The sequence below is a fragment of the Sphingobium sp. genome (assembly GCF_049304695.1).
Classification (GTDB): Bacteria; Pseudomonadota; Alphaproteobacteria; order Sphingomonadales; family Sphingomonadaceae; genus Sphingobium.
The window spans coordinates 55,615-76,685 of record NZ_JBAQOK010000055.1 but is presented as its reverse complement, the minus strand read 5'-3'; the positions used below and the strand labels follow the sequence as shown (position 1 = coordinate 76,685).

Here is a 21,071-nt window from a genome sequence, read left to right as displayed (position 1 = left end):
TTAATATGCCACGCGCCAAGCGAGGGGATCGACCCAGTCCGCGCGATCAATCCGCACAAGCCCTTCGCGCGCCTGCTCCGATCCGACGGCGATCAGGAAATCTCCGAAATTGATACCCAGTGCAGCGCCCGACATCACAATGTCGCCACGTTGGGCGAGGTTGGCCACTATACGTTCGAACTTCGTGTCCAGCGTCGCGTCGAGCGCGCCCGCGCCATAGCGGGTCAGAGCGCGCAGCGAACCGATCGGCGTCGAATAGCGACCGCGGAACTCCGGCATTGGGTCCACGCCGGTCATCGCCATCACCGCGCCAGCGGCGAACAGGCAGCAGTCATACCTTCCCCATGCAAAGGGGCGCGTGCGCAAGGGTTCGAGATACGCAGCGAGCCGCGCATCCCAATCGGGCAGACGATGCATGAAAAACTCCTGGGTCTAGCCGGGATTGCCAGCGCCGTTCGCGGTGGCAATCGCCAGCTGCGCGGACAGGTCGCCAGCGTCGTATCGCTGCTGGTCGAGATAGGTGCGGTTCGATGCCCGCCCGAAAAAAGCGAGATATGTTTCTATGTCGAGTTGGATGACCTGGCTTGATGCATCGCCCACTATCCTCGGCACCGACATATAGCCGGTATAATAGCACCACATGCCGCCAATTCGGTTCAGATCGATAGGGTGCAGCATCGCCTTCCAGAGACGGGCATCGCGACCCACCCATTTGCTCCGATCGCCGAACAAGGTCATGGTTTCGTCATCTACGCCCGCCAGCCCGGACAATTCTAGCGTGAGCGTGTCGGCGCCGGCTTCTTTGTTCTTCACCACGCCGACAGACACCATGCGAGGGTCCACAGCTTCAAAAGTGAAGCCGTCGAGATCGCTGTCACCGGTGCCTGCGAAGGTGAAGCTATACGGGGCGTCTGTAACGCGGATCGGCTCGCCTGCAACATCGAGATAGCAGAACGTGACTGGCCGCCGAACATCGGCTTCTAGTGCGCCTTGCGCAGCAGCGTCCGGGCGCGTCGCCATCAGAAACTTTCCTCGCAAGCAAAGTTGACGGTGTATGCCTGTCCCTTGCCAGCGATCCAGCCGGCCTCTTCGTCCGACAGCGACATAAGCGCGTAGGGGCGGCGAACTTCTACCGGCGCTGCATTGGCCGGGTTAAAACGGATATAAGGGCCAAAGGATAGCGTGGCTTCTCCCGCGCCGTTTGCAACGACTGGCGCGGTCAGCTGCAACAGTTGATCGTTGATCGTGGCGAAGTGGCCTGCCTTCAGCTTTTCGCCCGCCACGCCCCAACCTTGCGTCAGGATGCTTGATCCTGCCTGCCCTCCACCCTTTACGGTGATGGGACCAGCGGACGTCTGGTCGCGCTCGCATGCAATGAGACGGAAACTATGTGCCTTGCCTTGCAGGCGCACGAAGAACGCGCGCCAAGGCAGGATATTGTCCTCGCCTTGGATCGGCGGCATTGTCACCTGCGCTGACCAGCGCGGCGCGGCAGACAGGATTGTTACCCTGCGCCGACCGGTAAATTCGCTGCGGTTTACTTGCGTGGGCTGGCGCAGCCGCCATTGGATTTCCAGCGCCACCGGCTGGGCCGGAATATCAACAATCATCCGGCATAGCCTCCCGGCAGACTGCGGCGACGCAGGCGGCTTAGTGTCCGCTGTTCCGCGCCAGACATTATAGGCTCGGCCGCACCCGCCACGGTGCGCACCGTGGTTTCCTCGACTTTGGCGAGCAGCAGCGGACTGGCGTCGACCTTCGTCCTCACATCAACAGAAAGTCGATCCCGCCCCATTTCGGTGAGCCTCGGCAGCGTCGGGGATCGAAGAGATGTCGAGAGGCGGGGTGTGCCCAATGCGCCGCCATCGGCAAACCGGGGGAGCTGGCGTGCATTGATAGCCGACATGAGATCCGATCCGTAGAAATCGACGGCCCGTTCATTCATGATGAACTCGCGATTGGACAGTCGCACTGCCTTGCCGTCGGCACCTGACAGGAGGGCAAGGATGCTGTCCGATCGACCGTTTCCTGGCCCTCGGATGCGACCGCCTGCCGAGCCGCCATCCGCGAAACCGGGAGCGTTGGACAGCGGTCCACCGTCTGCGAAACCGAGAAAACTGCCGCCGATGGCACTAAGGATCGCCTTCTGGATTGCTATGCGTGCCAGATCGGCGATGATGCTGGCTGCCATCCGCTTGAAAGCATCGCTAGCATTCTCCGTCCCCGATATGATGCCGACCAGTCCATCCTCTAGCGAGGCCAGGCCATTGGCCTTGACGGAATCAAGCGCGGTGTCCATGTCGCCCGCCGCCCGGCGCAGTCGATCGCGATACTGGTCCATCGGCGAGGCCGTCCGACGCTGCTCCTGCCGCCGTTCGCCATCTTCGATTTCAGGCAAACGACCAAGGTCACGCTGGGCTCGGGCAACCGCTTCTGGATCTTGTGACGTGTCCCGAATACGCTCCAGCGCTTTGCGGCGCAGCTGCTGCTCAGCGTCCAATATCTCGCGCGAGACGCGACGGCGCTCCCCGTCGGTGGTTGCGAGGTCTTCTGAAATGCGCAGCATGGCGATGCGCGCATCAAGATCCTCTTCGGCTAGGGCATAACGCTGTTCGAGAATACGCGTCGCACGGGAGGCATTGGCATTCCCCACGAGTTCTAGCCGTGTCGCCTCGTTGATTGCGACCAGTCTATTGGCCTGCGCCTGCGTCAGCTTCTTCGCGTCAAGTTGATCTGCGATACGACGCTTTTCGGCGTCGGCTTGCTCGTTGATGTCAGAAAGCGCCAGTTTCTCGCGCTCTTCGGCGGTCTCTGCCCCACGGACCTTGGCTCGGATCAACCGACGGTTCGCGGCGCGTTCCTGTTCGTTGAATGCAAGGTCGCGGGCAATGGCCTGCTGACGCGCGGCTTCCTCTTTGTTTTCGACGGTTTGCTGGCTTGGCCCCCGCTTGCCGAACCCTACATGGAAAATGCGCTGGTCGCGCTCATCCAGCAACTGGCGGATCGCGACACCCTCACGCGCGAACGCCGCTTTAATGGTGGCTGGGGTCACGCCTGGGCCATAAGCGATGTCGATCGCCTGGCCGCGCTCGTGGTCGCTTGTGCCTGGCTTTGCGACCGGCCCCTTGTGCGTTCCAGCCAATTTCGCTGCGTATAGCTCAGCCTGTCGAGCGGTGGTGCGCAAACCGTTGGTTACGCGGCCCCCGATACCCTCAATGATGCGCGTCGCCTCCGCAACGTCGATTTCCCGACCGATCTGGTTGTTGGCGGACGGGCTTAATTTCTTGTTGGACAGGCGCTCGCGCTCCTGTGCTGCATCGACCGCAGCCTTCTTTTCGCGCTCCAGTTGGGTAAGGCGGGCCAGCGACGCCGCGCCGACCTGACGTCCGAGTTTGGCCTCTTCGCGCTGCTGCGTTTTGAGGGCGTTGATCCGATCGTCGTAAAGTTTGGTGACCGCACGGATCGGATCGATCGCGACAGCTGCCTGCTCGGCGGCGAGATCGACGCGAGAAAGGTTCAATTGCCGCTCAGCTTCAGCGACGCCTGCCTGGGCCTTCTTCAGTTCACCTTCGAAGCGGTCAACATTGGCTTTCGCCTCATCCCTTGGAATTGCCAAGCGGGCATCACTCGCGCCCGGAGTTGATAGGGCTGCTAGACGAGCCTTCGCCTGTTCCAGATACGCCAGTGTGGCCTGTCGCGTCGCCAATGCGCGATCGCGTTCGGCCTTGGCGCTGATATTGGCGTTTTCGGCGGAAGTGCGGTCTGCGCGCGCTGCCTGCTCAAGGGCCTTCGCCTGATCTCTGAGAGCTTCCGTGACGCCCTCGATGCTATTGGCGTAACTCTTTTTGGCGGCGTCGGCGATGACGGATTCAGCGGCAGCTTTTCGGAGTTTCTCAGTTGCGCTATCTTGCGCATCAGCCTCTTCGAGCAACTTCGCGACAAAAGGCGTCAAAACGAGCAGGGCGGCCTGTATGCCGATACCATAGCCCGACTGCATGAATTGGGCGAAGGCGACAACCTTGGAGGTTACGGTCCCGGTCTTCACATCCAGATTGGCAAACTGGCCTGTCAACTGGCCGCCCTGGATCACCGCAGCCTGGATGACATTGGCCCCCATGCTCCACTGAATGAAAAAATCCTGCACCTGATAGGACGCGCCGGACATCGCCGCGCGCAATGCGCCGGCGCCGGAAGTCAGTCGTTTATTGCCATCGTCTATGATGGGCACATTGCCCGCCACGGCGGTCGCGTGAGCCTGAAGTCGGTCGCGCGACACCTGGATCGCAGCGGCATATTCGCGCTGAGAGATGACGCCAGCCCTGAGCAGATCGTCGGCACGATCCAACTCTGTGTCGAAGCGCTGCTGCGCGATATACATCGGGTCCAGTTCGCCACGCAGGATCGTGGCGGAAGCGGCCAGCGCTTTCTGCTCGCGAGATGCGGATGCGGTGTCGATCGCTAGCTGTCGCTCGAGTTCGGCGGCCTGTGCGATGCGCTGATGCGACGTGATGAACAGGTCGGTGGCGTCAGCGCTCTGGCGCAACTCGATCTCGACGCGCTCCAGCGCCCCTGCTTCCGCCAGCAAAGCCGATGCTTTGCGTTCAGCCTCCATCCGCGATGCGCTGGTGGCGGCGATGAAAAGCCGGGTCGCTTCGCTGGTGTCACCGATGCGCGCGGCAGCGCTGCGGGCGGCATCTTCAATCAATGCAAACGCACGGGCCTGTTGCTGCGCCGCCTCTGCGCCCGCGCGGATGTCGTCGGCACCAAGATCGATATTTCCGTTGATGGTTGGCCCACGGATCGCCGTGGCTGCCATCCGCTGCACCTGGGTGAAGCTCGATTCAAATGACTTCTGGGCGCGCTCTGCCGCACTCTCCGCAAGTTGGCCGAATGCGCCGAACCGCTTTCCCATTTCGCCAATGGAGCGATCGACGCTGTCCGCCATTTTTTTGGCGCGGCGCTCGAACCGATCAAGGGAAGGCTCTGCCTGCGAAAGATGCTGGCGCAGCAACTCGGTGGCAGCGTCAACTTGCAGCAGCAGACGTTCAGTCTGTTCAGCCATGGATGACCCCCATAAAAATGGGCGGCCATGGGACCGCCCGAACACTTATATTATGCGACAATAATAAACGAGCCGCCGCGTATCTATCTGAGGCATTGCCCCGACACGATTCCGTTAATGGAGCTCACACTTCACGCCGATCTCGTTCATGAGCGCGAACTTCTCTGGACTGTCTTCGCGGTCACACACGGGTATCTCAACCGGTTGAACATCATGTTCTGGCACCATCTCATCGACGGGTGCGATTGGGCTATTAGATGCTGGCGATGCCAGTGACGTGTTGCCAGCCATCGTCTCAAAATTGTCAGGGATAATTTCGCTGTAAGGTTGCAGTTTCATCGAAGGCAAGCATAAGCGATGAAATTCATGATATGCAGAATAGTTATCTTTATCTTCGATTTCAGAGCGACCGTCGATCACAACAAAGTCTTTGAACCCGGTGTATGCACCAAAGCTATTTTTTGAGTTCACCTGTCCGAATACACTTTTATAGTCTTCACAGAATTTTAGATCACGAAATTGCGTGCTATCGGGATCTTTCATTTCGTGGCGGACAGTTTCTTTTGCGTCAGCAAACTGATCGAACACAGAGCATCCAGGGAGGATGGTAACAGCGATAAGTGCGATGACTACTCTCATCCTCCGAACTTATCACGCCTCGCGAGAGACGCAATTCATCTGTTCATATGCTTTGAACGCATCCCAGAACTCTACCGGCGTCGCGCGCCAGAAGTCCTGCGGCCGCCACCCGAGTGTGGCAGCGGCAACCCCCATCAGCCGTCGACGGGGGCTGATCCCGTCATCTCGGTCGTCATCGACGGCTTCAGTTCCCCCGACGAATTGTAACCGCCGGTGACGGCCAGCGACAACATCGCTGACACGGTCTTTTGCGCGGCATAAATTCCGCCATCGCTATCGAGGATCAGCTTTGCGATGCGAACGGCATTCGCGCCAGCCGCGCCCTTGTCCTCGACATCGCGCCCCCATGCCCTGATGCACTCAGTCGCAATCTGCGCCGTCTCGCTCATCGACAGCTTGCCCGCTATGCCGTCACGCGCAAGGTCCACCAGACCCCGTCCAAGCGACGTCTCTATCGCTTGGATGGCCTCGTAGGATGGGCGCAAACCCATGTCCGCGCCGTCGAGCAAAAGGGTTAATTCGCCGCGTTCCTGCGCGACCGGGCGTGTGGTTTCGTCAGTCACTGGTGCCACCATCCTTTGTTGGCTCCATAGCCGTCGGCAGATCGGCATAGAGGGAGCGGATTACATCGATTGCCGATGGGTCATCTGCGATGGCGCGGGCGAGGTCGATATGCTCCGGGGCGTCCTTTGGAAGGAACGGCAGAAGCGCGCGCGCGGCCCGGTCGGCGCCAGCGGACAGGATGCGATCGATCTCGACAGACGAGCAACCCGTCGTCGCGACAAGCTGCTCGTCAAGATCGGCGGGGCGGCGGGTGGAGTGCTCCACACCGGCTATGGTGATTTTTGCCATGGCCGCGCCTTACGTCAGCGCGTCGACTGTGGGATTCGCCGCTGGCTGAAGCTGCACGCCCGCCGACACGCTCGATCCCTGCTCAAGCCCCGTATTGTCGAGAGCGGTATACATCAAACATTCGAACACGACGTCGCCCGTGGCGAACGGCTTCTTGCGGATCTGGTAAACCTCCGACGCGTTCGACTTATCGAGCGTCTCCATCCGCGTGTAGCCGCTCGCATCCGGCAGATCAGGGACAATTGCCTGCGTAATAGACAAGGTGCGCAGGCCAGGAGTCTGCGTGTCGACGCCTTCGGTGTCTTTCGTAGCCGACGAACTAAACGCCTTGCTCCGGTTGATGGTTAGATTGCCCTGACCGGCAGGCTGGTTGAAAGTGGTAGGCGTCGCTGACTGAACGAACAGCCGATAGTCGGAACCCAGTTTCTTCGCCATGATACTTCTCCTGTCTATTGCGGCGGCGCTGACGATGCGCGACCGGGTGGTTTGATTCGGGTGTCAGGGCGCGAGGCAGAGAACCGCAAAGCTGGACACGCCCGTATAGGTCTCGCCATCCTCGCTCAGCACCGCGTCGTCGTCCTCGAACGTGAATTCGAGCGTCCAGCCGTCCCTTTCGATCGTCACGCCATCTAGAGCGACCTCGACTTGATCCATCAAAGCCAGCAGCGGTGCCCGCTCTTCCGCAGAAACGAGGGTGATGATCGTGATCTGCACCCGTCGATCGTCAGATTGCGCCTTTCCGGGAAGCGCCGAACTGCGCAGATCGCCGAGAATGACGAGGTCGCCCGATGCATTCGAAGGGGCGTCCTGATACACCGTCGCGGCGGATATGGCTGCGTCCAGAGCCTCGAATGAAGCGGCCTCGACTATTGTCTTTGCCTTACTCACCGGCACCCCCAATTTTCAGCAGAACGCGCGCAAGAATACCCGTCAGATTATCGCGCAGTTCGCGTCGAAGGTCCGGATAACGGCCCGTCACAAACCGTTTCCCCTCCATCCCGCGCACCTTCATGCGGTAGGTAGACACGATGTCGCCGGGCACCTTGCGGCCTCGCGAAGTGCGGAGGATGGCGGCTGTCGTGCCAGATCCGGTCGAAACGGCAACACGCCGTCGTCGTTGGACAAGAACCACCTGCTCGCGCCGCCCAAGGTCTTGAATGCGCCCGTAGAACAGTCTGGCCCGGCCACGCGGCGTTCCGAGCAGGCCAATCTGGAGCCGAAGCGAGGTCGGAAGGACGCGATAGGAAATGCCGCCTTCCAGCGCCCCGGTGTTACGAGGGGTGCGCGCCTTAATCGCTTGCCAGATGCGACGTCCCGTTACGCGCAGCTCAACAATTAACTCGCCACGCATCTCGACGGGCAAGCGCCTTATGAGGCGGCGGACACGCCCAATTCCGCGCAGGCGCTGTTTTGCCATCAGGACGCCCCCGACTTACTCTCGCATGTCATGACCACAGACACGCGATCGGTCGACGGCGGGGCAGTCCGAATATCGAGGGCAATGCCGCCCCACATCAATCGGTGCGCGGTTGTGATAGCGGCGGCTGGCTTGCGGATAGTCACCCGATATAGTTGCGTCGACCGCTGAACGCCCAGGCTCAATGCTTCGCCGCCGCGCAGCGGTATGACTTCAGCCGCAATGCGACCACCAACATTACGCCACGCGGGTTCGCCGTCCGGCACCCTGCGCCCACCGCGACCATTGTCGACCGTATTTGGCTCCTGAACGATGATTTTCTCGCGAAGACGGCTCGCCAAACCCTTGCCGACTGTCATACCGAGCGCGGCCTGAACGATGCGCACAGGCGGCTGGCGGTCGCCTCGGCCTTCGCCAGGATGTCACCGCCCTCTCGATCGGCGTCATAGGCACCGATCAGCACGAGCATGGCCCGGCGCAGATTGCCCGGAACCTCGTCGTCATCCTCATATCCAGCCCGGATCGTCACCGAAAAGACCTGCTGGCTGTCGATGAACGGCCAGAACGAACCGGTGCCGGGCGCGATACGCGCACGTCCCTGACTCAGATCGATGCGCGCTCCGGGGATCGCGACGGCGACGCCATCGCTGTTGGTGTAGGCCACCCCCGGCAATGCGGTGGCAGCGATTGGCCATGCGCGAAACATGACCGGCCGGAAGCCGCGAAACACCTCGGTGACATCGCAGGCGGCAAGAATATGGCCGGTGTATTTTTCGACCCACGCGGCAGCGTCGGCGATGAATCCATGGATTTCGTCATCCTGACTGGCGTCATCGACTTCAAGGCGAAGCTGGCGCTTGGCATCCTCCAATGTGACGGGAATGGCCATATGCGCCCTCCTGTATCGGGACCGGATCAACCGGCCCCGAACTCATTATTCGCCGTCGACGTCGGCCGGGCCAGTCATGCCCAACTGTTCGGACACGATCTCAACGCCACTGCGGATGGGGTCATTGAAGTCGATCCGGTTCTGATCGACGGTCGTGTTCGCTCGCGGGTCGGCGTCAACGGCCGGATGCGAGGGGTCGATATCGGGCACCGTCTGGATGGGAGCGCCCGACGGCTCGAAATCGGTGGCAGGCGGGATATTGGCCGGCGCACTGCCGTCAACGCCATCACCATCACCGGGCTGCAACACGGCAATGACACCCTTGCGCTTTTTGCCGTCCTGTTCCGCCTTGAGCAGCGCCGCGCGGTCAGCAGGCGTGAGACTGGCGACGCCGGCGGTGATTTCTTCGACGGTGCCGTCGAGCAACTTCAGATGATCGGACATGGGAAACTCCTGGGTTGATCGAAACGGCGCGAACGGCGTCGCTTCGATCAACCGGGGCAGCGCGAGCCGCCCCGGAGGATTGTCGATTATGCGCTGATCTTCATCGCCTTCATGGCGTCGGGGTTCTGAACGCCCCCGCCGACACGCTTGGTCGTGTAGAAGCTGACGTAAGGCTTGTTGGTGTAGGGATCGCGGAGCATCATCGTGCCACGGCGATCGATGATGAGATAGGTCCGCTCCATGTCGCCGAACAGCAGGGGGACATTGCCTGCGCCGACTACGGGCATGTCGGGCATGTCGATGAGGGCGTAGCCGCCAAGGGTCGAGGGCTGGCCCGCAACATAGGTCGGCTGCCAGAGGTAATTGCCCTGGCCGTCCTTCAGTTTGCGCAGTGCGCCGAGCGACGAGCGGTTCGCATAGAACTTCGCGCCGGGCGCATAGGCTGCGGGCAGTTTATACATCAGATCGATGATCGGATCGGACGTGAACAGGGTGGCGCTGCCCGAATTGACGACCTCGATCGCCCCCCAGGGATGACGCGCCGCGTTCGCCGCGCCAGTGACATAGGTGAGCAGGCCATAGGGCTTGTTGACACCGTCGCCCGCAAGGAACGCGATAGATTCCTGACGCTCGAACTCGGTATCGACTTCGCCAGCCAGCCAAGCCTCGATGTCGATCTCGCTGTCTTCCAGCAGCATCTGCGACGCGGCGGGGTTGGCGTAGATTTCACCGTGCCCGAAGCCGAGCGCCGTGAACTGCGGCGTCGACGTGGCGGGACGCGACGCCGTTTCGCCGACCCAGCCGGAACCAACCGCGCGATCGGTGAACAGCTTCGTGAAGCCGGCGCGCGACGTCACCTGCACACGGGCATTCTGACGCATCGGCGAAATGAGCTTCAGACGGCCCTCGATCGTGCGATCCCATTCGACCGGTGCGGTGTAGCCGCCATCGGCCGCACTGCCCTCGGTCATCGCCGCACGGGGCTGGCCCGGACGGTGAAGCGCCTTCAGATCGACGTCGGTCGATCCATCGCGCGCCCAAGCCGTGAACTTCGAGGTGTATTCGGCATCGACAGGTTGCGCGCGCTGGGCACCATTGAGTGCGGCAGCGGCAATCTTGGCGTTGATCGCGTTGAGCGCCGCTTCCATGTCCGTGACCGTGGCGCTGATCTTATCGAATTTCTCGACGTCGAGCGGATCGACCTTGCTTTCGATCTTACCAAGCCGAGTGTCGCTCGTCTCGCGCATTTCCTTCACGGCGGCCTGGATCTGCTCGATCATCGCCTTGGGGTCATTCACGTCGGCGCGAACGCGGGCCGTCGCAAGGGCGCGCGGCACCGTGATGCCGCCAGCTGCGGCGATCACGCCGAGCGTCGGCGGCTCAAGGGTCAGGTGCGGCTTGGCCGCCAGCGCACGAAACGGATGGGCGAGCAAGGTCGCCACCGCCATCAAGGCGGATCGGGTCGAATACTTCATGATAGATGTCTCCTAGCGGAACGCTTCAAGGAGTCCGGCCAGCGGCAGGACTAAGTCTTTGTCGGCAGCGCCCGGCGTGTCGACGGTATCGTGGGCAGCGCCTGGCGTGCCCTTGATCTTGTTAATACGCGCCCGTGCATCGGTGCGCGTGTGTCCGGCGGCGACCAGCGTAAGCTCCATCGCGCGCAAATCGTTGATGGCGAGATCCTTGGCCTTGGCCTTCTCATCCACGGTGACCTGATCGGCCGACAGCAGGGATTGGGCAAAGCCGCGTTCAAGCGCGACCGATCCCGACATCCACGTCTCCGCGTCCATCCATTTCACGACGTTATCGACCGTGGAGCCGGTGCGCGCCGCATAGGTGTCGGCCATCGCCCGATCGAACGGCTCCAGAAACGCGGCGACCTCAATCATGTCATGCCGATTGCCTTGGGCGCCGACCCAGCAGTTGTGGATCATGAAGAAGCTGGCTGCACCGATCTCGATGGTATCGCCTGCCATGGCTATGACCGACGCGGCAGACGCGGCCATGCCCATGACCTTGACGGTCACATTATAGGGATGTTCGCGCAGCACATTGAAGATGGCAATGCCCTCGAACATGTCGCCGCCACCGGAATTGATATGGACCTCGACATCACGCTCGCCGATCGCGCGCAGCTGCGCGGTAACCGTCTTCGCCGTGATCTCGGTGTCGCTCCACCAGTCATGGCCGATGTCGCCGAACATCGTGATGACGTTGTCGCCGCGTGCGACAGCGCGGACGCCCGCGCCAACCTCATTCCACCGGTCAAGGACGTTCGGTTTCGACAGTGCATAAACCTCGCGCGTCGCGGGCATGGGTAGGGCGGCAGGCCGGTTGCGACCCATAACCTTGCCGGCCACCCCACGGGGACGGAGCGGGGATGCGTTGATCGGCGCGGGCTTGCCGGGGGCAGGGCGGCCATTAAGGGTTCGAACGGCAGCCGGTTTCCCGGTCGCCTGCGGCTTATCGGTCATTAACAGGCTCCTTGGGTGCGGATTCGGCGGCGGCAGATGGTTGCGGGATGGCGTCCGGGCCGGTTTCGTCGCCAGTCTTCGGATTCAGGTCGAAGGCGCTACGCACCTCATTGACGGAACGATAAGCCTGGTTCGGTCCAAGCGCGGCCTTGAAGAACTCGGCCTGTTCTTTCAGCGAGCCGCGCAGCAGCGCGCCCTCATTGAATTTGACATACAGTTCGTCGGCATCCTGCTCCGCAGGTGTGAAGCATGAGCGCTCGATCGCCTGTTCCCAGGCAACGAACCATTTCATCAGGCAGTAGGTGACGAAGAACAGACCCAGCTGCTCGATGCCGGTGCCCCACGACGTCTCATCCATCATCAGCAACGGGCGCGGCACATCCATGTAGCGCGCAATATCCTCGACCGTTCGCTTGCGGAGTTCGTCATACTGAGCATCCTTGGCACTGGTGATGAAGGGCTTGGCCTTCAGGCCATCCTCCAGCACCAGCCATTCACCCGCATGTTCGCCATCCATCTGGCGTTCGCGCATGCTGTCGCGCAGCGACTGGATTGCCTCGTCGCCGAGTTCTTTCTCGGTTTCGAGCGCGCCGCCGGCCATGACCCCGCCCTTGAGCATCTTGCCTGCTGCACGTTCCGCCTGGGCAGCTGTGCCGAGCGTTTCACGTGCGATGTCACGGAGGCTAAGCCCGGTGAGGCCATCCCGCGTCATCGGATGCCGGAAATGGAACACCTGCCGCGCGTCCAATATGGTCTTGCCGCCAGCCGGACGACGATATTCGAACGTCAAAATCCAGTCATCGGACAATAGAGGCTTCACCGATCCGCGCGCCAGCGGGACGATTTGCGCGGCCCGTCCGCGATAATCCGGCACGATCAGGCCGTAGGCATTGCCATCGCGCAGCGCGAGCTGCTGCATGTAGCTTTTGAACTCGAACGCTGTTTGATAGCTATTCGGCCGTTTTTTCAACAGCCGGTATAGCGGATGGTCCGTTGCCTTGGCCGTGACTTCCTTGCCGTCGGCACCGATAGTGCGGCGCATCAGGAACGTGGGCAGCATGCCGATAGCGCTGGCGATCAGGTTTTCGCCACGAAAATATGTGCTGTTGCGTAGCGCGGTAAGTTCGCTGACGTGCACGCCGCTGGCAGAGGTCGCGCCTTCACGCAGGAACTCTGTCAACAGGGGGCTATCCAGACTCAGCGATTCCCACGACTGCACCGGCCCTGTTCGGTCGACCATATTCGGGCCACCGTTGTGGCCTATCGATGGAGGCGGTGACTGGGTGACCCCTGCGCTTGTGGACCGGCGGTAACCGGATGCGCGCCTGTATTCATCCGGAGATGCCATGCACCCTCCTGTCAGACCCGCACAACACCGCGCGATGCATAGACCGATTTCTTTTTCGGCTTCTGGCTGGCGGTGGCCGCGCCGACCGCCATCGCGATCGTCACCATGCCATCGATACGGCCGCGTGATTTCTTCTTGTTGAAGGCCCGGTTACCCTGGCCGTCGGCATCGATCGCCGCGTTCGCCGCGCAGCTATATGTGACCGGCGAATTGTCGATGATGATCCGCTGATCGAGGATGGCATCTTCGGTGCGGGTGATAGAGTGCGGCATGCATAGCTGCCGATCCTCGAAAATGATGCGCGTGCCCTGCCCGTGGGCGATGATTTTTAGGCCGCGCCCTTGCGGCTTGTCCGGACCGCCATAGAGCCAGACTTCAAGGCCCACCTCGCCGCAGGCGTCCATGAAGCTGGAGATGAAGGCCGGATCAACCACCAACTCCAGCACATTTTGCTGCGCATTCAGGCGTGATACCTGCATGGCGACATAGGTATAATCGATCGTAGCGCCAGGCGTCGCGACGAGGTGGCCGTCCTCGACCCATTCGACATAGGGCGCCTTGTCCTCTTCCGCGCGATCGGCGAGGCGGTCCTGCACGGTCCAATACCAGCTTTTGACCGCGATCGGCTCTTCGCCGATCGGTTCCCACGCGGCGCTGAGAGCGGTAAGATCGTTTTTTTGCGACAGATCCAGCGCCAGGCGGCAGAATCTATTGCGCATATCATGCTCATCAACCGGACCCTGCACCGCAGACCAGCGCTCTTCATCGATCCAAAAGTCCGCCGACGCCGTGTCCACGCCAAAATAGAGGCGCAGAACGCTTGATTTCGTGGAGGGGCGCAGCAGCGCAGACGCCACAGTCTCCCGGATATTCTCGATCGGGAAGGTTTCACCCAGTGCCGGGAGCGACTTCTGCCAGCACTTCTCATTCTCGAATACGTTTTCGCGGTCGCCCTTGTCGATGCGGGCGATGAAGGCGAACGCGCTGTCATCGCGCGCCTCGCCCTTCGCGATCTTCTGATACATCTCCGAATAAGCGGTGCCGACGTGCTGCGATGTGGCCGGCGTGTTTGTGCCCATCAGCATGAGCGCGTTGCCCGCGACCTTATCGATACCGCGCTTCCATGTCTGAAGAACATTCTCGTCCGTCAGTTCGTGGATTTCATCGCCAGCGACGTAGTTGGGGCGAGGGCCGGATAGACTTTCGCCGCTGGCGATGGGCTGGAAGAATGAGCCGCTGTCGGGATGCTCGATCTTCCATGCATTTTCCAGTTCTCCGCGAATGACGACTTCGCCCAGCGCCTCCAGACTCTCGCCATCATCGTGGTCGGGGATTGTGGCGCGGCACATCGCTGCGGCGTCCCTGAACAGCACGTTCGCGGTCTTTTTGTCCTCGCCGATCGCGTAGCACTGGGCGCGCGCGATGTCGCACCAACCCATGATATAGACCCCAATTGCGCCCATTAGCGGCGATTTGGCCTGTCCCTTGCCGGTTTCCAGCCAGCCCGACCGGAACCGCCAGCGATTGGTCGCGGTGCGCCAGCCGAACAGCGAGCCCATCACGAACGTGTGCCACTCCAGCGGATAGAAGGGTTCGCCTGCCTTTGGCCCGTCCGTCACCTGAAACACAGATGGCAGGAAGTCGAGCGCATGCGCCGCCTCTTCCGGCCGCCAGAATATGCCGCGCTTTTCACCGTCACGGATGTCGCGCAGGTGGCGCTCGGCCGCATATTTGACCAGTTCGCCGGACGTGAAGAGCTTACCCTCAATCGCGGCCTTGGCCCAGGCGGTGGTCGGGTCCGGTTCGGACAGGAAGCGATTAGCCACGATCTCTCAGATACCTCGCCGATCCGGTCGTCCGCGCGGCCTTCTTGATGACCTTCGCGCCGCTGCCGCGATCACGCGGCGACACGCACAATTCCTTTTCCAGCGCCTGCGCCTGGCTGGCTGCATTACTCATTGTGGTCCACCAGGGATTATAGGTGGGACAATATTTTAGGCTGAAATAACCGATAGTTGGCGGCCCATGTCACCCACATGCGTAAAGTTTTCGCGTGGCGCGCCGCTGATATAGAGCCTATTTGCGGTGTCCTGCATCGCCTCCACGTCCTGTCCTCGCTCTTCAAGAGCGTGCGTATAGACAGACAATGTCATATCCACCTTGCTATGCCCGAGTGACTTTGCGACGTCAGGGAGGCTCCACCCGCAGGCGATCCACCAGCTTGCCGCGAAGTGGCGAAGTGCGTGAAAATGATGGCTGGGCTTATGCCTATCTGTCGAGATGCCAGCCCGAAAAAGTAGCGGCCCCCACGTCCCCCGGTGGAAGTTGCCCGACTGGATCGAACGGCCATCATCTTGCGTGAACATGAGGTCGCGCTCGTTCGCAATATGGTAGCGTTCCATGTAGGCGGACAGGAGGGCGGCCACATGATCGGGCAGCGCAACTGTGCGCTTGCCAGCGTCGGTCTTTGGTCCCTTTAGTTCGTCCCAATCTGTAAGGTTGGTTTTCACCTTCAACATCCTGCGATCGAAATCAATGGCACCAACAGTCAGGCCGCGAACCTCGCCGATGCGCAGACCGCAAAAGGCAGCAAGGTGAACGGCGCAACGCAAAAATGCATTGGCTCGCTTGTGGATGCCCTTGTAATTTTCGCGCTGGAGTTCGAGCAGGACGGCCCGCACTTGGTCGACAGAGAATTGGGTGACGGTGCGTTTCGGCATTCCGTGAAGATCGCGGATCAAGTCGGGCACTGGGCTGCTGAATAGCCAGCGCCGCCGCCGCCCGTGTTCAAAAGCCTGCCCAAGTATCTGAACGTGCTTTCGAGCGGTGTGTGGCGACATTTTCCCGCCGTTCATCATCGACGTGCGCCATTGCTCCAGTTGGTGAAGCCCAACATCAGCTAGCCGCAACGCACCTATATGGGGAACGATGTGAATCCTGATCGACGTTTCGATGTCCTTGATCCGGGCATTACCGATACGTCCATCCTTTCGGCGATCTTCATTGTGCGCCAAGAATTTGCTGCACAGGTCCGCGACTGACATCCTGTCAGCCTCGGGGCGGTGGATGCCCTGGCGCATCTCTATCTCTACTTGGGAGCGATGTGCGTCCGCATCTTTTTTGCGATCGAATGACTTTTGCCGGTGCCTACCGCCTTCATCCTTCCATCGCACCACCCACGTCTCGCATTCCCGGCCGTCTGGCCCCATCCATTTTCGCTTTGCCACAGCAGCCATTTCGGCCTCCTTCATGTGTCACAGAATTTTAGGAAGCCCCAACCGGGCGCAGTTTTCTGCGGGTTTCCGGCTGGGGCCATGCGTCACTCAGATTTTGCCTAGCCGATAAAGCAGGGACCATTCTTCCAGTGCGGTCACGGTCGCCATGGGCGTGCCGTTGCGCCGAAATGTCGGAATGGTGCGCTGATTAATCATGTGCTGGGCCAGCCGCGTCGTGACGCGCATGTGCGCGGCGATGGCGGCTGCTCCGACCAACAGGCGGGGATGATCGGCCTCCATGTCAGCCAAGCCCGCCCGGATCGGAAAGGTCGCAGCCCGGCCCCGACCCGGCGTGCAGCATGAAGTCATCTTCGGCCATATTGCCGTCCTGTTCGTCGCCGTTGCCCTCCAACGTGCCATCATCCTCATCGTCATCATGACCGGCCTCCCACTCGTTCAACATCCGCCCGTCGATCGCGCCAGCCGACCGGCGAGACGGGTGGAGGGTGTGCCACTCGGCATAGGAGGTTTCGCAATCGTCATCGTCGCGGGGGTCATGGTGTTGGGTGACACGCAAGGCGCTGCCCGTATCATCGCCAGCGGCGCAATGATCGTCGTCGCCGTCCTCCATCTCGCAGTCGCCCGCCAGCATATCCATCTGGGCAATGAGGGCATCGACCATATCGCCGATCTCGCGATAGGCCCGCTGCGCGCCAAGGATGGACGGCAGGTCGCCGGGAACGACTGTGCGCCGCCCGGCCTTGATCTTCATCTGAAGCATGTTTCGTCTCACTGGTTTTGGCCTTCTACAGCCGATTACCAAGGGTCCGCCTTAGTGCCGGGAGGGTAGAAGCCTGCCAGTGAGACAGGTGGGACGTTTTTACCCGAAGGCTATTGCGTGGCGCCCCACTCCCGGACATAAGGGTCCGGTCAGTGGTGGACGCCAATCCACACTGCTACTTTCGGTCACCTATCCCGCGCCAACGGGACAGAATGGCCTATCACTGGTCCGAGCTTCTACACTCACCGACACAATAGAACGATGATCCCCCGCTGCGCAAGCGCCGGGCGCATCGTCGTGTGCAGCGCAGATCAGTGCGGCGCTGGCCCCTCATCCGAAAGGCGGTCATGCAGCGCCGACAATCGAGCAGCCGCGAGCGCGATCCCGCCAATAACCTGCCTGGCCGTGAACCCGACTTCGACAAACCTGTTTATAAACTCGCCTTCGATGGTTTCGGCGATGATCTCTTCGGGAGACTGGTCGAGTATCATCCGGCATAGCCTCCCGGTAGAGTGCGGCGGCGCAGGCGGCGCATGGTCCGCTGTTCCGCGCCAGACATTATAGGCTCGGCGGCACCCGCCACGGTGCGCACTGTGGTTTCCTCGACTTTGGCGAGTAGCAGCGGGCTGGCATCGACCTTCGCCCTCACATCAACGGAAAGTCGATCGCGTCCCAGTTCGTTGAGCCTCGGCAGCGTCGGCGAGCGAAGCGAAGGCGTCGAGAGGCGCGGGCCACCCAATGCGCCGCCATCGGCAAACCGAGGAAGTTGGCGCGCATTGATAGCAGACATGAGATCCGGGCCGTAGAAATCGACGGCCCGTTCATTCATGATGAACTCGCGATTGGACAGTCGAACAGCCTTGCCGTCAGCACCTGACAGGAGGGCAAGGATGCTGTCCGATCGACCGTTTCCTGGCCCTCGGATGCGCCCACCAAGCGACCCGCCGTCGGCACGGCCCGGAATGTTCGCGAGCGAACCGCCGTCGGCACGGCCCGGAATGGGGAGACCCAGGACAGTAAGGATCGCCCGTTGAACGGCAATCCGGGCCAGATCGGAGAGGATCGAGGCCGTCATTTTCTTGAAGGCTGAACCGACACTTTCCGTCCCCGTGATGATGCCGACAAGACTATCTTCGAGTGATGCCAGACCTTTCGCGCCGACATCTTCGAGCGCCGTGTCAATGTCGCCGGCCGCAGCTTGCAGTCGATCGCGATACTGATCTATCGGCGAGGCCGTCCGACGTGCCGTCTGCCTCCGTTCGCCGTCCTCAATTTCTGGCAGTCGGTCGAGGTCGCGCTGGGCGCGGGCAACAGCTTCAGGGTCTTGTGACGTAGCCCGGATGCGTTCAAGTGCCTTCCTGCGCAGCTGCTGCTCGGCTTCAAGAATTTCGCGCGACACGCGACGGCGCTCGCCATCCGTGACAGCCAAATCCTCGGAAATGCGCAGCATGGCGACACGCGCATCCAGATCCTCTTCGTCCAAGACATAGCGACGCTCTAGGATGCGGCTGGCCTTAGTGGCATCGACGTTCGCGACCTGCTCAGTCCGTGTCGCCTCGTTGATTGCCACCAGTCGATCAGCCTGCGCCTGCGTCAGCTTCTTCGCGTCAAGTTGATCTGCGATACGACGCTTTTCGGCGTCGGCTTGCTCGTTGATGTCAGAAAGCGCTAGTTTCTCGCGCTCTTCGGCGGTCTCTGCCCCACGGACCTTGGCTTGGATCAACCGGCGGTTCGCGGCGCGTTCCTGTTCATTGAATGCAAGGTCGCGGGCAATAGCCTGCTGACGCGCAGCTTCCTCTTTGTTTTCGACGGTTTGCTGGCTTGGCCCCCGTTTGCCGAACCCTACATGGAAAATGCGCTGGTCGCGCTCGTCCAGCAACTGGCGGATCGCCACACCCTCACGCGCGAACGCCGCTTTTATGGTGGCTGGAGATATGCCGGGACCATAAGCGATGTCGATCGCCTGGCCGCGCTCGTGGTCGCTGGTGCCGGGCTTGGCCACTGGACCCTTGTGGGTGCCAGCCTGCTTTGCGGCATAGAGTTCGGCCTGTCTGACGGTAGAGCGCAAGCCGCTATTTACATGGCCGCCGATGCCCTCGATGATGCGCGTCGCCTCCGCAACGTCAATTTCCCGACCGATCTGGTTGTTGGCTGACGGGCTGAGTTTTCTGTTGGCCCGATTCTCTTCCTCTCGCGCCTTCTTGATCGCGTCGTCCTTTTCGCGCTCCAGTTTGGTAAGCTTCGCCAGCGATGTCGCGCCGACGATGCGACCCAACTTGGCCTGCTCGCGCTGCTCTTCCTTCACGGCCCTGATGCGGTCGTCATACGCTTTGGTGACAGCGCGGATTGGATCGATCGCAATAGCAGCACGCTCGGCAGCGACGTCGACCACAGAGACGTTCATCTGCCGCTGAGCCTCGGCCAGCGCCTTTTCAGCCTTCTTCAGTTCGCCTTCGAACCGTTCGACATTTGCCGCTGCTTTATCCCTTTCGGGGGCGAGCCGTGCGTCGCTGGCACCCGGCGTCGATAGGACGGCCAGCCGCGCCTTTGCCTGCTCCAGATATGCAACGGTCTGCTCTCGCGTTGCAATCGTCCCATTGCGGGTTGCCCGTGCGCTGATGAACGCATTTTCAGCCGCCGTACGATCTGCACGTGCCGTCTGCTCCAGCGCCTTCGCCTGATCTCTAAGCGCGGCTGTCGCGCCCTCAATGCTATTGGCGAAGTTCCTCTTTGCCGAATCGGCAATGACCGTATCCGCTGCTTCCTTCCGCAGCTTCTCCGTCGCCTGCTCCTGTGCATCAGCCTCTTCGAGCAACTTCGCGACAAAAGGCGTCAGCACCAGCAGGGCGGCCTGTATGCCGACACCATAGCCCGACTGCATGAACTGGGCGAAGGCGACAACCTTGGAGGTCGCGGTCCCCGTGCGAACGTCTAGATTAGCAAATTGCCCGGTCAGCTGGCCGCCTTGGATCACCGCCGCCTGAAGCACGTTGGCCCCCATGCTCCACTGAATGAAGAAGTCCTGCACTTGGTAAGAAGCGCCAGACATGGCCGCTCGCATTGCGCCCGCACCGGACGTGATGCGCCTGTTGCCCTCGTCAATGATCGGCACATTGCCCGCAACCGCAGCGGCGTGCGCCTGAAGCCGGTCACGCGATGCCTGGATTGCTGCTGCATATTCGCGCTGCGAGATGACGCCAGCCCGGAGCAGATCGTCGGCGCGATCCAACTCCGCGCCGAAGCGCTGCTGCGCGATATACATCGGGTCCAACTCGCCACGGAGGATGGCAGCCGATGCGGCCAGCGCCTTCTGCTCGCGCGCGGCGGCAGCCGTGTCGATCGCTAGTTGTCGTTCGAGTTCGGCGGCCTGCGCTATGCGCTGGTGCGAAGTAACGAACAGGTCGGTTGCGTCGGCGCTCTGGCGCAACTCGATCTCGACTCGCTCCAGCGCCCCCGCCTCCGCCAGTAGGGCGGATGCTTTGCGTTCAGCCTCGATCCGCGATGCGCTCGTGGCGGCGATGAAAAGGCGGGTGGCCTCGCTGGTGTCACCGATGCGGGCGGCGGCGCTCCGTGCGGCATCTTCGATAAGTGCGAACGCACGAGCCTGTTGCTGCGATGCCTCTGCCCCGGCGCGGATGTCGTCTGCACCAAGATTGATATTGCCGTTGATGGTTGGCCCACGGATAGCCGTGGCTGCCATCCGCTGTACTTGGTTGAAGCTCGACTCAAAGGATTTCTGGGCACGTTCGGCGGCGCTTTCCGCAAGCTGGCCGAATACGCCGAACCGCTTGCCCATCTCGCCAATGGATCGATCGACACTGTCCGCCATTTTTTTGGCGCGGCGCTCGAACCGATCAAGGGAAGGCTCTGCCTGCGAAAGATGCTGGCGCAGCAACTCGGTCGCGGCATCGACCTGCAATAGCAGACGTTCGGTCATTTCAGCCAAGGGA

Annotated in this window: 24 protein-coding genes; all 24 read right to left on the bottom strand. The window is 61.4% G+C overall.

Annotated elements, in window-relative coordinates:
• The gene (locus tag WA070_RS08965) at nucleotides 1-417 is read right to left on the bottom strand and encodes a DUF6950 family protein (protein WP_422633742.1); all 417 of its coding nucleotides are present in this window, start codon (nucleotides 415-417) and stop codon (nucleotides 1-3) included.
• Nucleotides 418-432: 15 nt separating this feature from the next.
• Nucleotides 433-1,020, bottom strand: a complete 588-nt coding sequence (locus WA070_RS08960) for a hypothetical protein (RefSeq protein ID WP_422633741.1) — start codon at nucleotides 1,018-1,020, stop codon at nucleotides 433-435.
• Nucleotides 1,020-1,610 (bottom strand): hypothetical protein, encoded by a 591-nt coding sequence (locus tag WA070_RS08955; protein WP_422633740.1) that lies wholly within the window; start codon nucleotides 1,608-1,610, stop codon nucleotides 1,020-1,022. Before WA070_RS08955 ends, WA070_RS08960 begins: the two co-directional genes overlap by 1 nt.
• Nucleotides 1,607-5,062: a phage tail tape measure C-terminal domain-containing protein gene (locus WA070_RS08950; RefSeq protein ID WP_422633739.1), complete on the bottom strand. Its 3,456-nt coding sequence runs from the start codon at nucleotides 5,060-5,062 to the stop codon at nucleotides 1,607-1,609. Before WA070_RS08950 ends, WA070_RS08955 begins: the two co-directional genes overlap by 4 nt.
• Before the next feature lie 114 nt (nucleotides 5,063-5,176).
• A complete protein-coding gene (locus WA070_RS08945; RefSeq protein ID WP_422633738.1) occupies nucleotides 5,177-5,650 on the bottom strand; it encodes a hypothetical protein in 474 nt (157 codons plus the stop codon).
• Nucleotides 5,651-5,713: 63 nt separating this feature from the next.
• Nucleotides 5,714-5,836 carry a phage tail assembly chaperone gene (locus tag WA070_RS08940; RefSeq protein WP_422633737.1) on the bottom strand — a complete coding sequence of 41 codons (123 nt, stop codon included), beginning with the start codon at nucleotides 5,834-5,836 and terminating at the stop codon, nucleotides 5,714-5,716.
• Nucleotides 5,836-6,264, bottom strand: coding sequence for a GTA-gp10 family protein (locus tag WA070_RS08935; RefSeq protein WP_422633736.1), 429 nt, complete (start codon nucleotides 6,262-6,264; stop codon nucleotides 5,836-5,838). The genes WA070_RS08940 and WA070_RS08935 overlap by 1 nt, the downstream gene beginning before the upstream one ends.
• On the bottom strand, nucleotides 6,257-6,553 hold the full coding sequence (locus WA070_RS08930) for a hypothetical protein (protein WP_422633735.1): 297 nt from the start codon (nucleotides 6,551-6,553) through the stop codon (nucleotides 6,257-6,259). Before WA070_RS08930 ends, WA070_RS08935 begins: the two co-directional genes overlap by 8 nt.
• Nucleotides 6,554-6,562: 9 nt before the next feature.
• Complete coding sequence (locus WA070_RS08925; RefSeq protein ID WP_422633734.1) at nucleotides 6,563-6,988, bottom strand: phage tail tube protein; 426 nt, start codon at nucleotides 6,986-6,988, stop codon at nucleotides 6,563-6,565.
• A gap of 63 nt (nucleotides 6,989-7,051) precedes the next feature.
• Entirely contained in the window at nucleotides 7,052-7,441 is a 390-nt protein-coding gene (locus tag WA070_RS08920) for a hypothetical protein (RefSeq protein ID WP_422633733.1), read from the bottom strand.
• Nucleotides 7,434-7,970 (bottom strand): hypothetical protein, encoded by a 537-nt coding sequence (locus WA070_RS08915; RefSeq protein ID WP_422633732.1) that lies wholly within the window; start codon nucleotides 7,968-7,970, stop codon nucleotides 7,434-7,436. The genes WA070_RS08920 and WA070_RS08915 overlap by 8 nt, the downstream gene beginning before the upstream one ends.
• Entirely contained in the window at nucleotides 7,970-8,329 is a 360-nt protein-coding gene (locus tag WA070_RS08910) for a head-tail adaptor protein (RefSeq protein ID WP_422633731.1), read from the bottom strand. Before WA070_RS08910 ends, WA070_RS08915 begins: the two co-directional genes overlap by 1 nt.
• Nucleotides 8,326-8,859, bottom strand: a complete 534-nt coding sequence (locus tag WA070_RS08905) for a phage head-tail connector protein (protein WP_422633730.1) — start codon at nucleotides 8,857-8,859, stop codon at nucleotides 8,326-8,328. The genes WA070_RS08910 and WA070_RS08905 overlap by 4 nt, the downstream gene beginning before the upstream one ends.
• A 45-nt stretch (nucleotides 8,860-8,904) precedes the next feature.
• Nucleotides 8,905-9,354 carry a hypothetical protein gene (locus tag WA070_RS08900; protein ID WP_422633729.1) on the bottom strand — a complete coding sequence of 150 codons (450 nt, stop codon included), beginning with the start codon at nucleotides 9,352-9,354 and terminating at the stop codon, nucleotides 8,905-8,907.
• Nucleotides 9,355-9,389: 35 nt separating this feature from the next.
• The gene (locus WA070_RS08895; protein WP_422633728.1) at nucleotides 9,390-10,778 is read right to left on the bottom strand and encodes a phage major capsid protein; all 1,389 of its coding nucleotides are present in this window, start codon (nucleotides 10,776-10,778) and stop codon (nucleotides 9,390-9,392) included.
• A gap of 12 nt (nucleotides 10,779-10,790) precedes the next feature.
• Complete coding sequence (locus WA070_RS08890; protein ID WP_422633727.1) at nucleotides 10,791-11,777, bottom strand: head maturation protease, ClpP-related; 987 nt, start codon at nucleotides 11,775-11,777, stop codon at nucleotides 10,791-10,793.
• Nucleotides 11,767-13,017, bottom strand: coding sequence for a phage portal protein (locus WA070_RS08885; RefSeq protein ID WP_422633726.1), 1,251 nt, complete (start codon nucleotides 13,015-13,017; stop codon nucleotides 11,767-11,769). The genes WA070_RS08890 and WA070_RS08885 overlap by 11 nt, the downstream gene beginning before the upstream one ends.
• Before the next feature lie 119 nt (nucleotides 13,018-13,136).
• Nucleotides 13,137-14,951, bottom strand: coding sequence for a terminase large subunit (locus tag WA070_RS08880; protein ID WP_422633725.1), 1,815 nt, complete (start codon nucleotides 14,949-14,951; stop codon nucleotides 13,137-13,139).
• Nucleotides 14,944-15,084 carry a hypothetical protein gene (locus WA070_RS08875; RefSeq protein ID WP_422633724.1) on the bottom strand — a complete coding sequence of 47 codons (141 nt, stop codon included), beginning with the start codon at nucleotides 15,082-15,084 and terminating at the stop codon, nucleotides 14,944-14,946. The genes WA070_RS08880 and WA070_RS08875 overlap by 8 nt, the downstream gene beginning before the upstream one ends.
• A gap of 35 nt (nucleotides 15,085-15,119) precedes the next feature.
• The gene (locus tag WA070_RS08870) at nucleotides 15,120-16,361 is read right to left on the bottom strand and encodes a tyrosine-type recombinase/integrase (protein WP_422633723.1); all 1,242 of its coding nucleotides are present in this window, start codon (nucleotides 16,359-16,361) and stop codon (nucleotides 15,120-15,122) included.
• A gap of 87 nt (nucleotides 16,362-16,448) precedes the next feature.
• The gene (locus WA070_RS08865; RefSeq protein ID WP_422633722.1) at nucleotides 16,449-16,649 is read right to left on the bottom strand and encodes a hypothetical protein; all 201 of its coding nucleotides are present in this window, start codon (nucleotides 16,647-16,649) and stop codon (nucleotides 16,449-16,451) included.
• Nucleotides 16,642-17,121: a hypothetical protein gene (locus WA070_RS08860; RefSeq protein WP_422633721.1), complete on the bottom strand. Its 480-nt coding sequence runs from the start codon at nucleotides 17,119-17,121 to the stop codon at nucleotides 16,642-16,644. Before WA070_RS08860 ends, WA070_RS08865 begins: the two co-directional genes overlap by 8 nt.
• A gap of 311 nt (nucleotides 17,122-17,432) precedes the next feature.
• The gene (locus WA070_RS08855; RefSeq protein WP_422633720.1) at nucleotides 17,433-17,612 is read right to left on the bottom strand and encodes a hypothetical protein; all 180 of its coding nucleotides are present in this window, start codon (nucleotides 17,610-17,612) and stop codon (nucleotides 17,433-17,435) included.
• Nucleotides 17,609-21,058 carry a D-alanyl-D-alanine carboxypeptidase family protein gene (locus WA070_RS08850; RefSeq protein WP_422633755.1) on the bottom strand — a complete coding sequence of 1,150 codons (3,450 nt, stop codon included), beginning with the start codon at nucleotides 21,056-21,058 and terminating at the stop codon, nucleotides 17,609-17,611. The genes WA070_RS08855 and WA070_RS08850 overlap by 4 nt, the downstream gene beginning before the upstream one ends.
• Nucleotides 21,059-21,071: the final 13 nt, after the last annotated feature.

What these genes read in the sequence shown, in the direction of transcription:
- WA070_RS08965 (WP_422633742.1), bottom strand. Translation starts at nt 417, where the DNA reads ATGCATCGTCTGCCCGATTGGGATGCGCGGCTCGCTGCGTATCTCGAA.
- WA070_RS08960 (WP_422633741.1), bottom strand. Translation starts at nt 1,020, where the DNA reads ATGGCGACGCGCCCGGACGCTGCTGCGCAAGGCGCACTAGAAGCCGAT.
- WA070_RS08955 (WP_422633740.1), bottom strand. Translation starts at nt 1,610, where the DNA reads ATGATTGTTGATATTCCGGCCCAGCCGGTGGCGCTGGAAATCCAATGG.
- WA070_RS08950 (WP_422633739.1), bottom strand. Translation starts at nt 5,062, where the DNA reads ATGGCTGAACAGACTGAACGTCTGCTGCTGCAAGTTGACGCTGCCACC.
- WA070_RS08940 (WP_422633737.1), bottom strand. Translation starts at nt 5,836, where the DNA reads ATGGGGGTTGCCGCTGCCACACTCGGGTGGCGGCCGCAGGACTTCTGG.
- WA070_RS08930 (WP_422633735.1), bottom strand. Translation starts at nt 6,553, where the DNA reads ATGGCAAAAATCACCATAGCCGGTGTGGAGCACTCCACCCGCCGCCCC.
- WA070_RS08925 (WP_422633734.1), bottom strand. Translation starts at nt 6,988, where the DNA reads ATGGCGAAGAAACTGGGTTCCGACTATCGGCTGTTCGTTCAGTCAGCG.
- WA070_RS08915 (WP_422633732.1), bottom strand. Translation starts at nt 7,970, where the DNA reads ATGGCAAAACAGCGCCTGCGCGGAATTGGGCGTGTCCGCCGCCTCATA.
- WA070_RS08910 (WP_422633731.1), bottom strand. Translation starts at nt 8,329, where the DNA reads ATGACAGTCGGCAAGGGTTTGGCGAGCCGTCTTCGCGAGAAAATCATC.
- WA070_RS08905 (WP_422633730.1), bottom strand. Translation starts at nt 8,859, where the DNA reads ATGGCCATTCCCGTCACATTGGAGGATGCCAAGCGCCAGCTTCGCCTT.
- WA070_RS08895 (WP_422633728.1), bottom strand. Translation starts at nt 10,778, where the DNA reads ATGAAGTATTCGACCCGATCCGCCTTGATGGCGGTGGCGACCTTGCTC.
- WA070_RS08890 (WP_422633727.1), bottom strand. Translation starts at nt 11,777, where the DNA reads ATGACCGATAAGCCGCAGGCGACCGGGAAACCGGCTGCCGTTCGAACC.
- WA070_RS08885 (WP_422633726.1), bottom strand. Translation starts at nt 13,017, where the DNA reads ATGGTCGACCGAACAGGGCCGGTGCAGTCGTGGGAATCGCTGAGTCTG.
- WA070_RS08875 (WP_422633724.1), bottom strand. Translation starts at nt 15,084, where the DNA reads ATGAGTAATGCAGCCAGCCAGGCGCAGGCGCTGGAAAAGGAATTGTGC.
- WA070_RS08870 (WP_422633723.1), bottom strand. Translation starts at nt 16,361, where the DNA reads ATGGCTGCTGTGGCAAAGCGAAAATGGATGGGGCCAGACGGCCGGGAA.
- WA070_RS08860 (WP_422633721.1), bottom strand. Translation starts at nt 17,121, where the DNA reads ATGCTTCAGATGAAGATCAAGGCCGGGCGGCGCACAGTCGTTCCCGGC.
- WA070_RS08855 (WP_422633720.1), bottom strand. Translation starts at nt 17,612, where the DNA reads ATGATACTCGACCAGTCTCCCGAAGAGATCATCGCCGAAACCATCGAA.
- WA070_RS08850 (WP_422633755.1), bottom strand. Translation starts at nt 21,058, where the DNA reads ATGACCGAACGTCTGCTATTGCAGGTCGATGCCGCGACCGAGTTGCTG.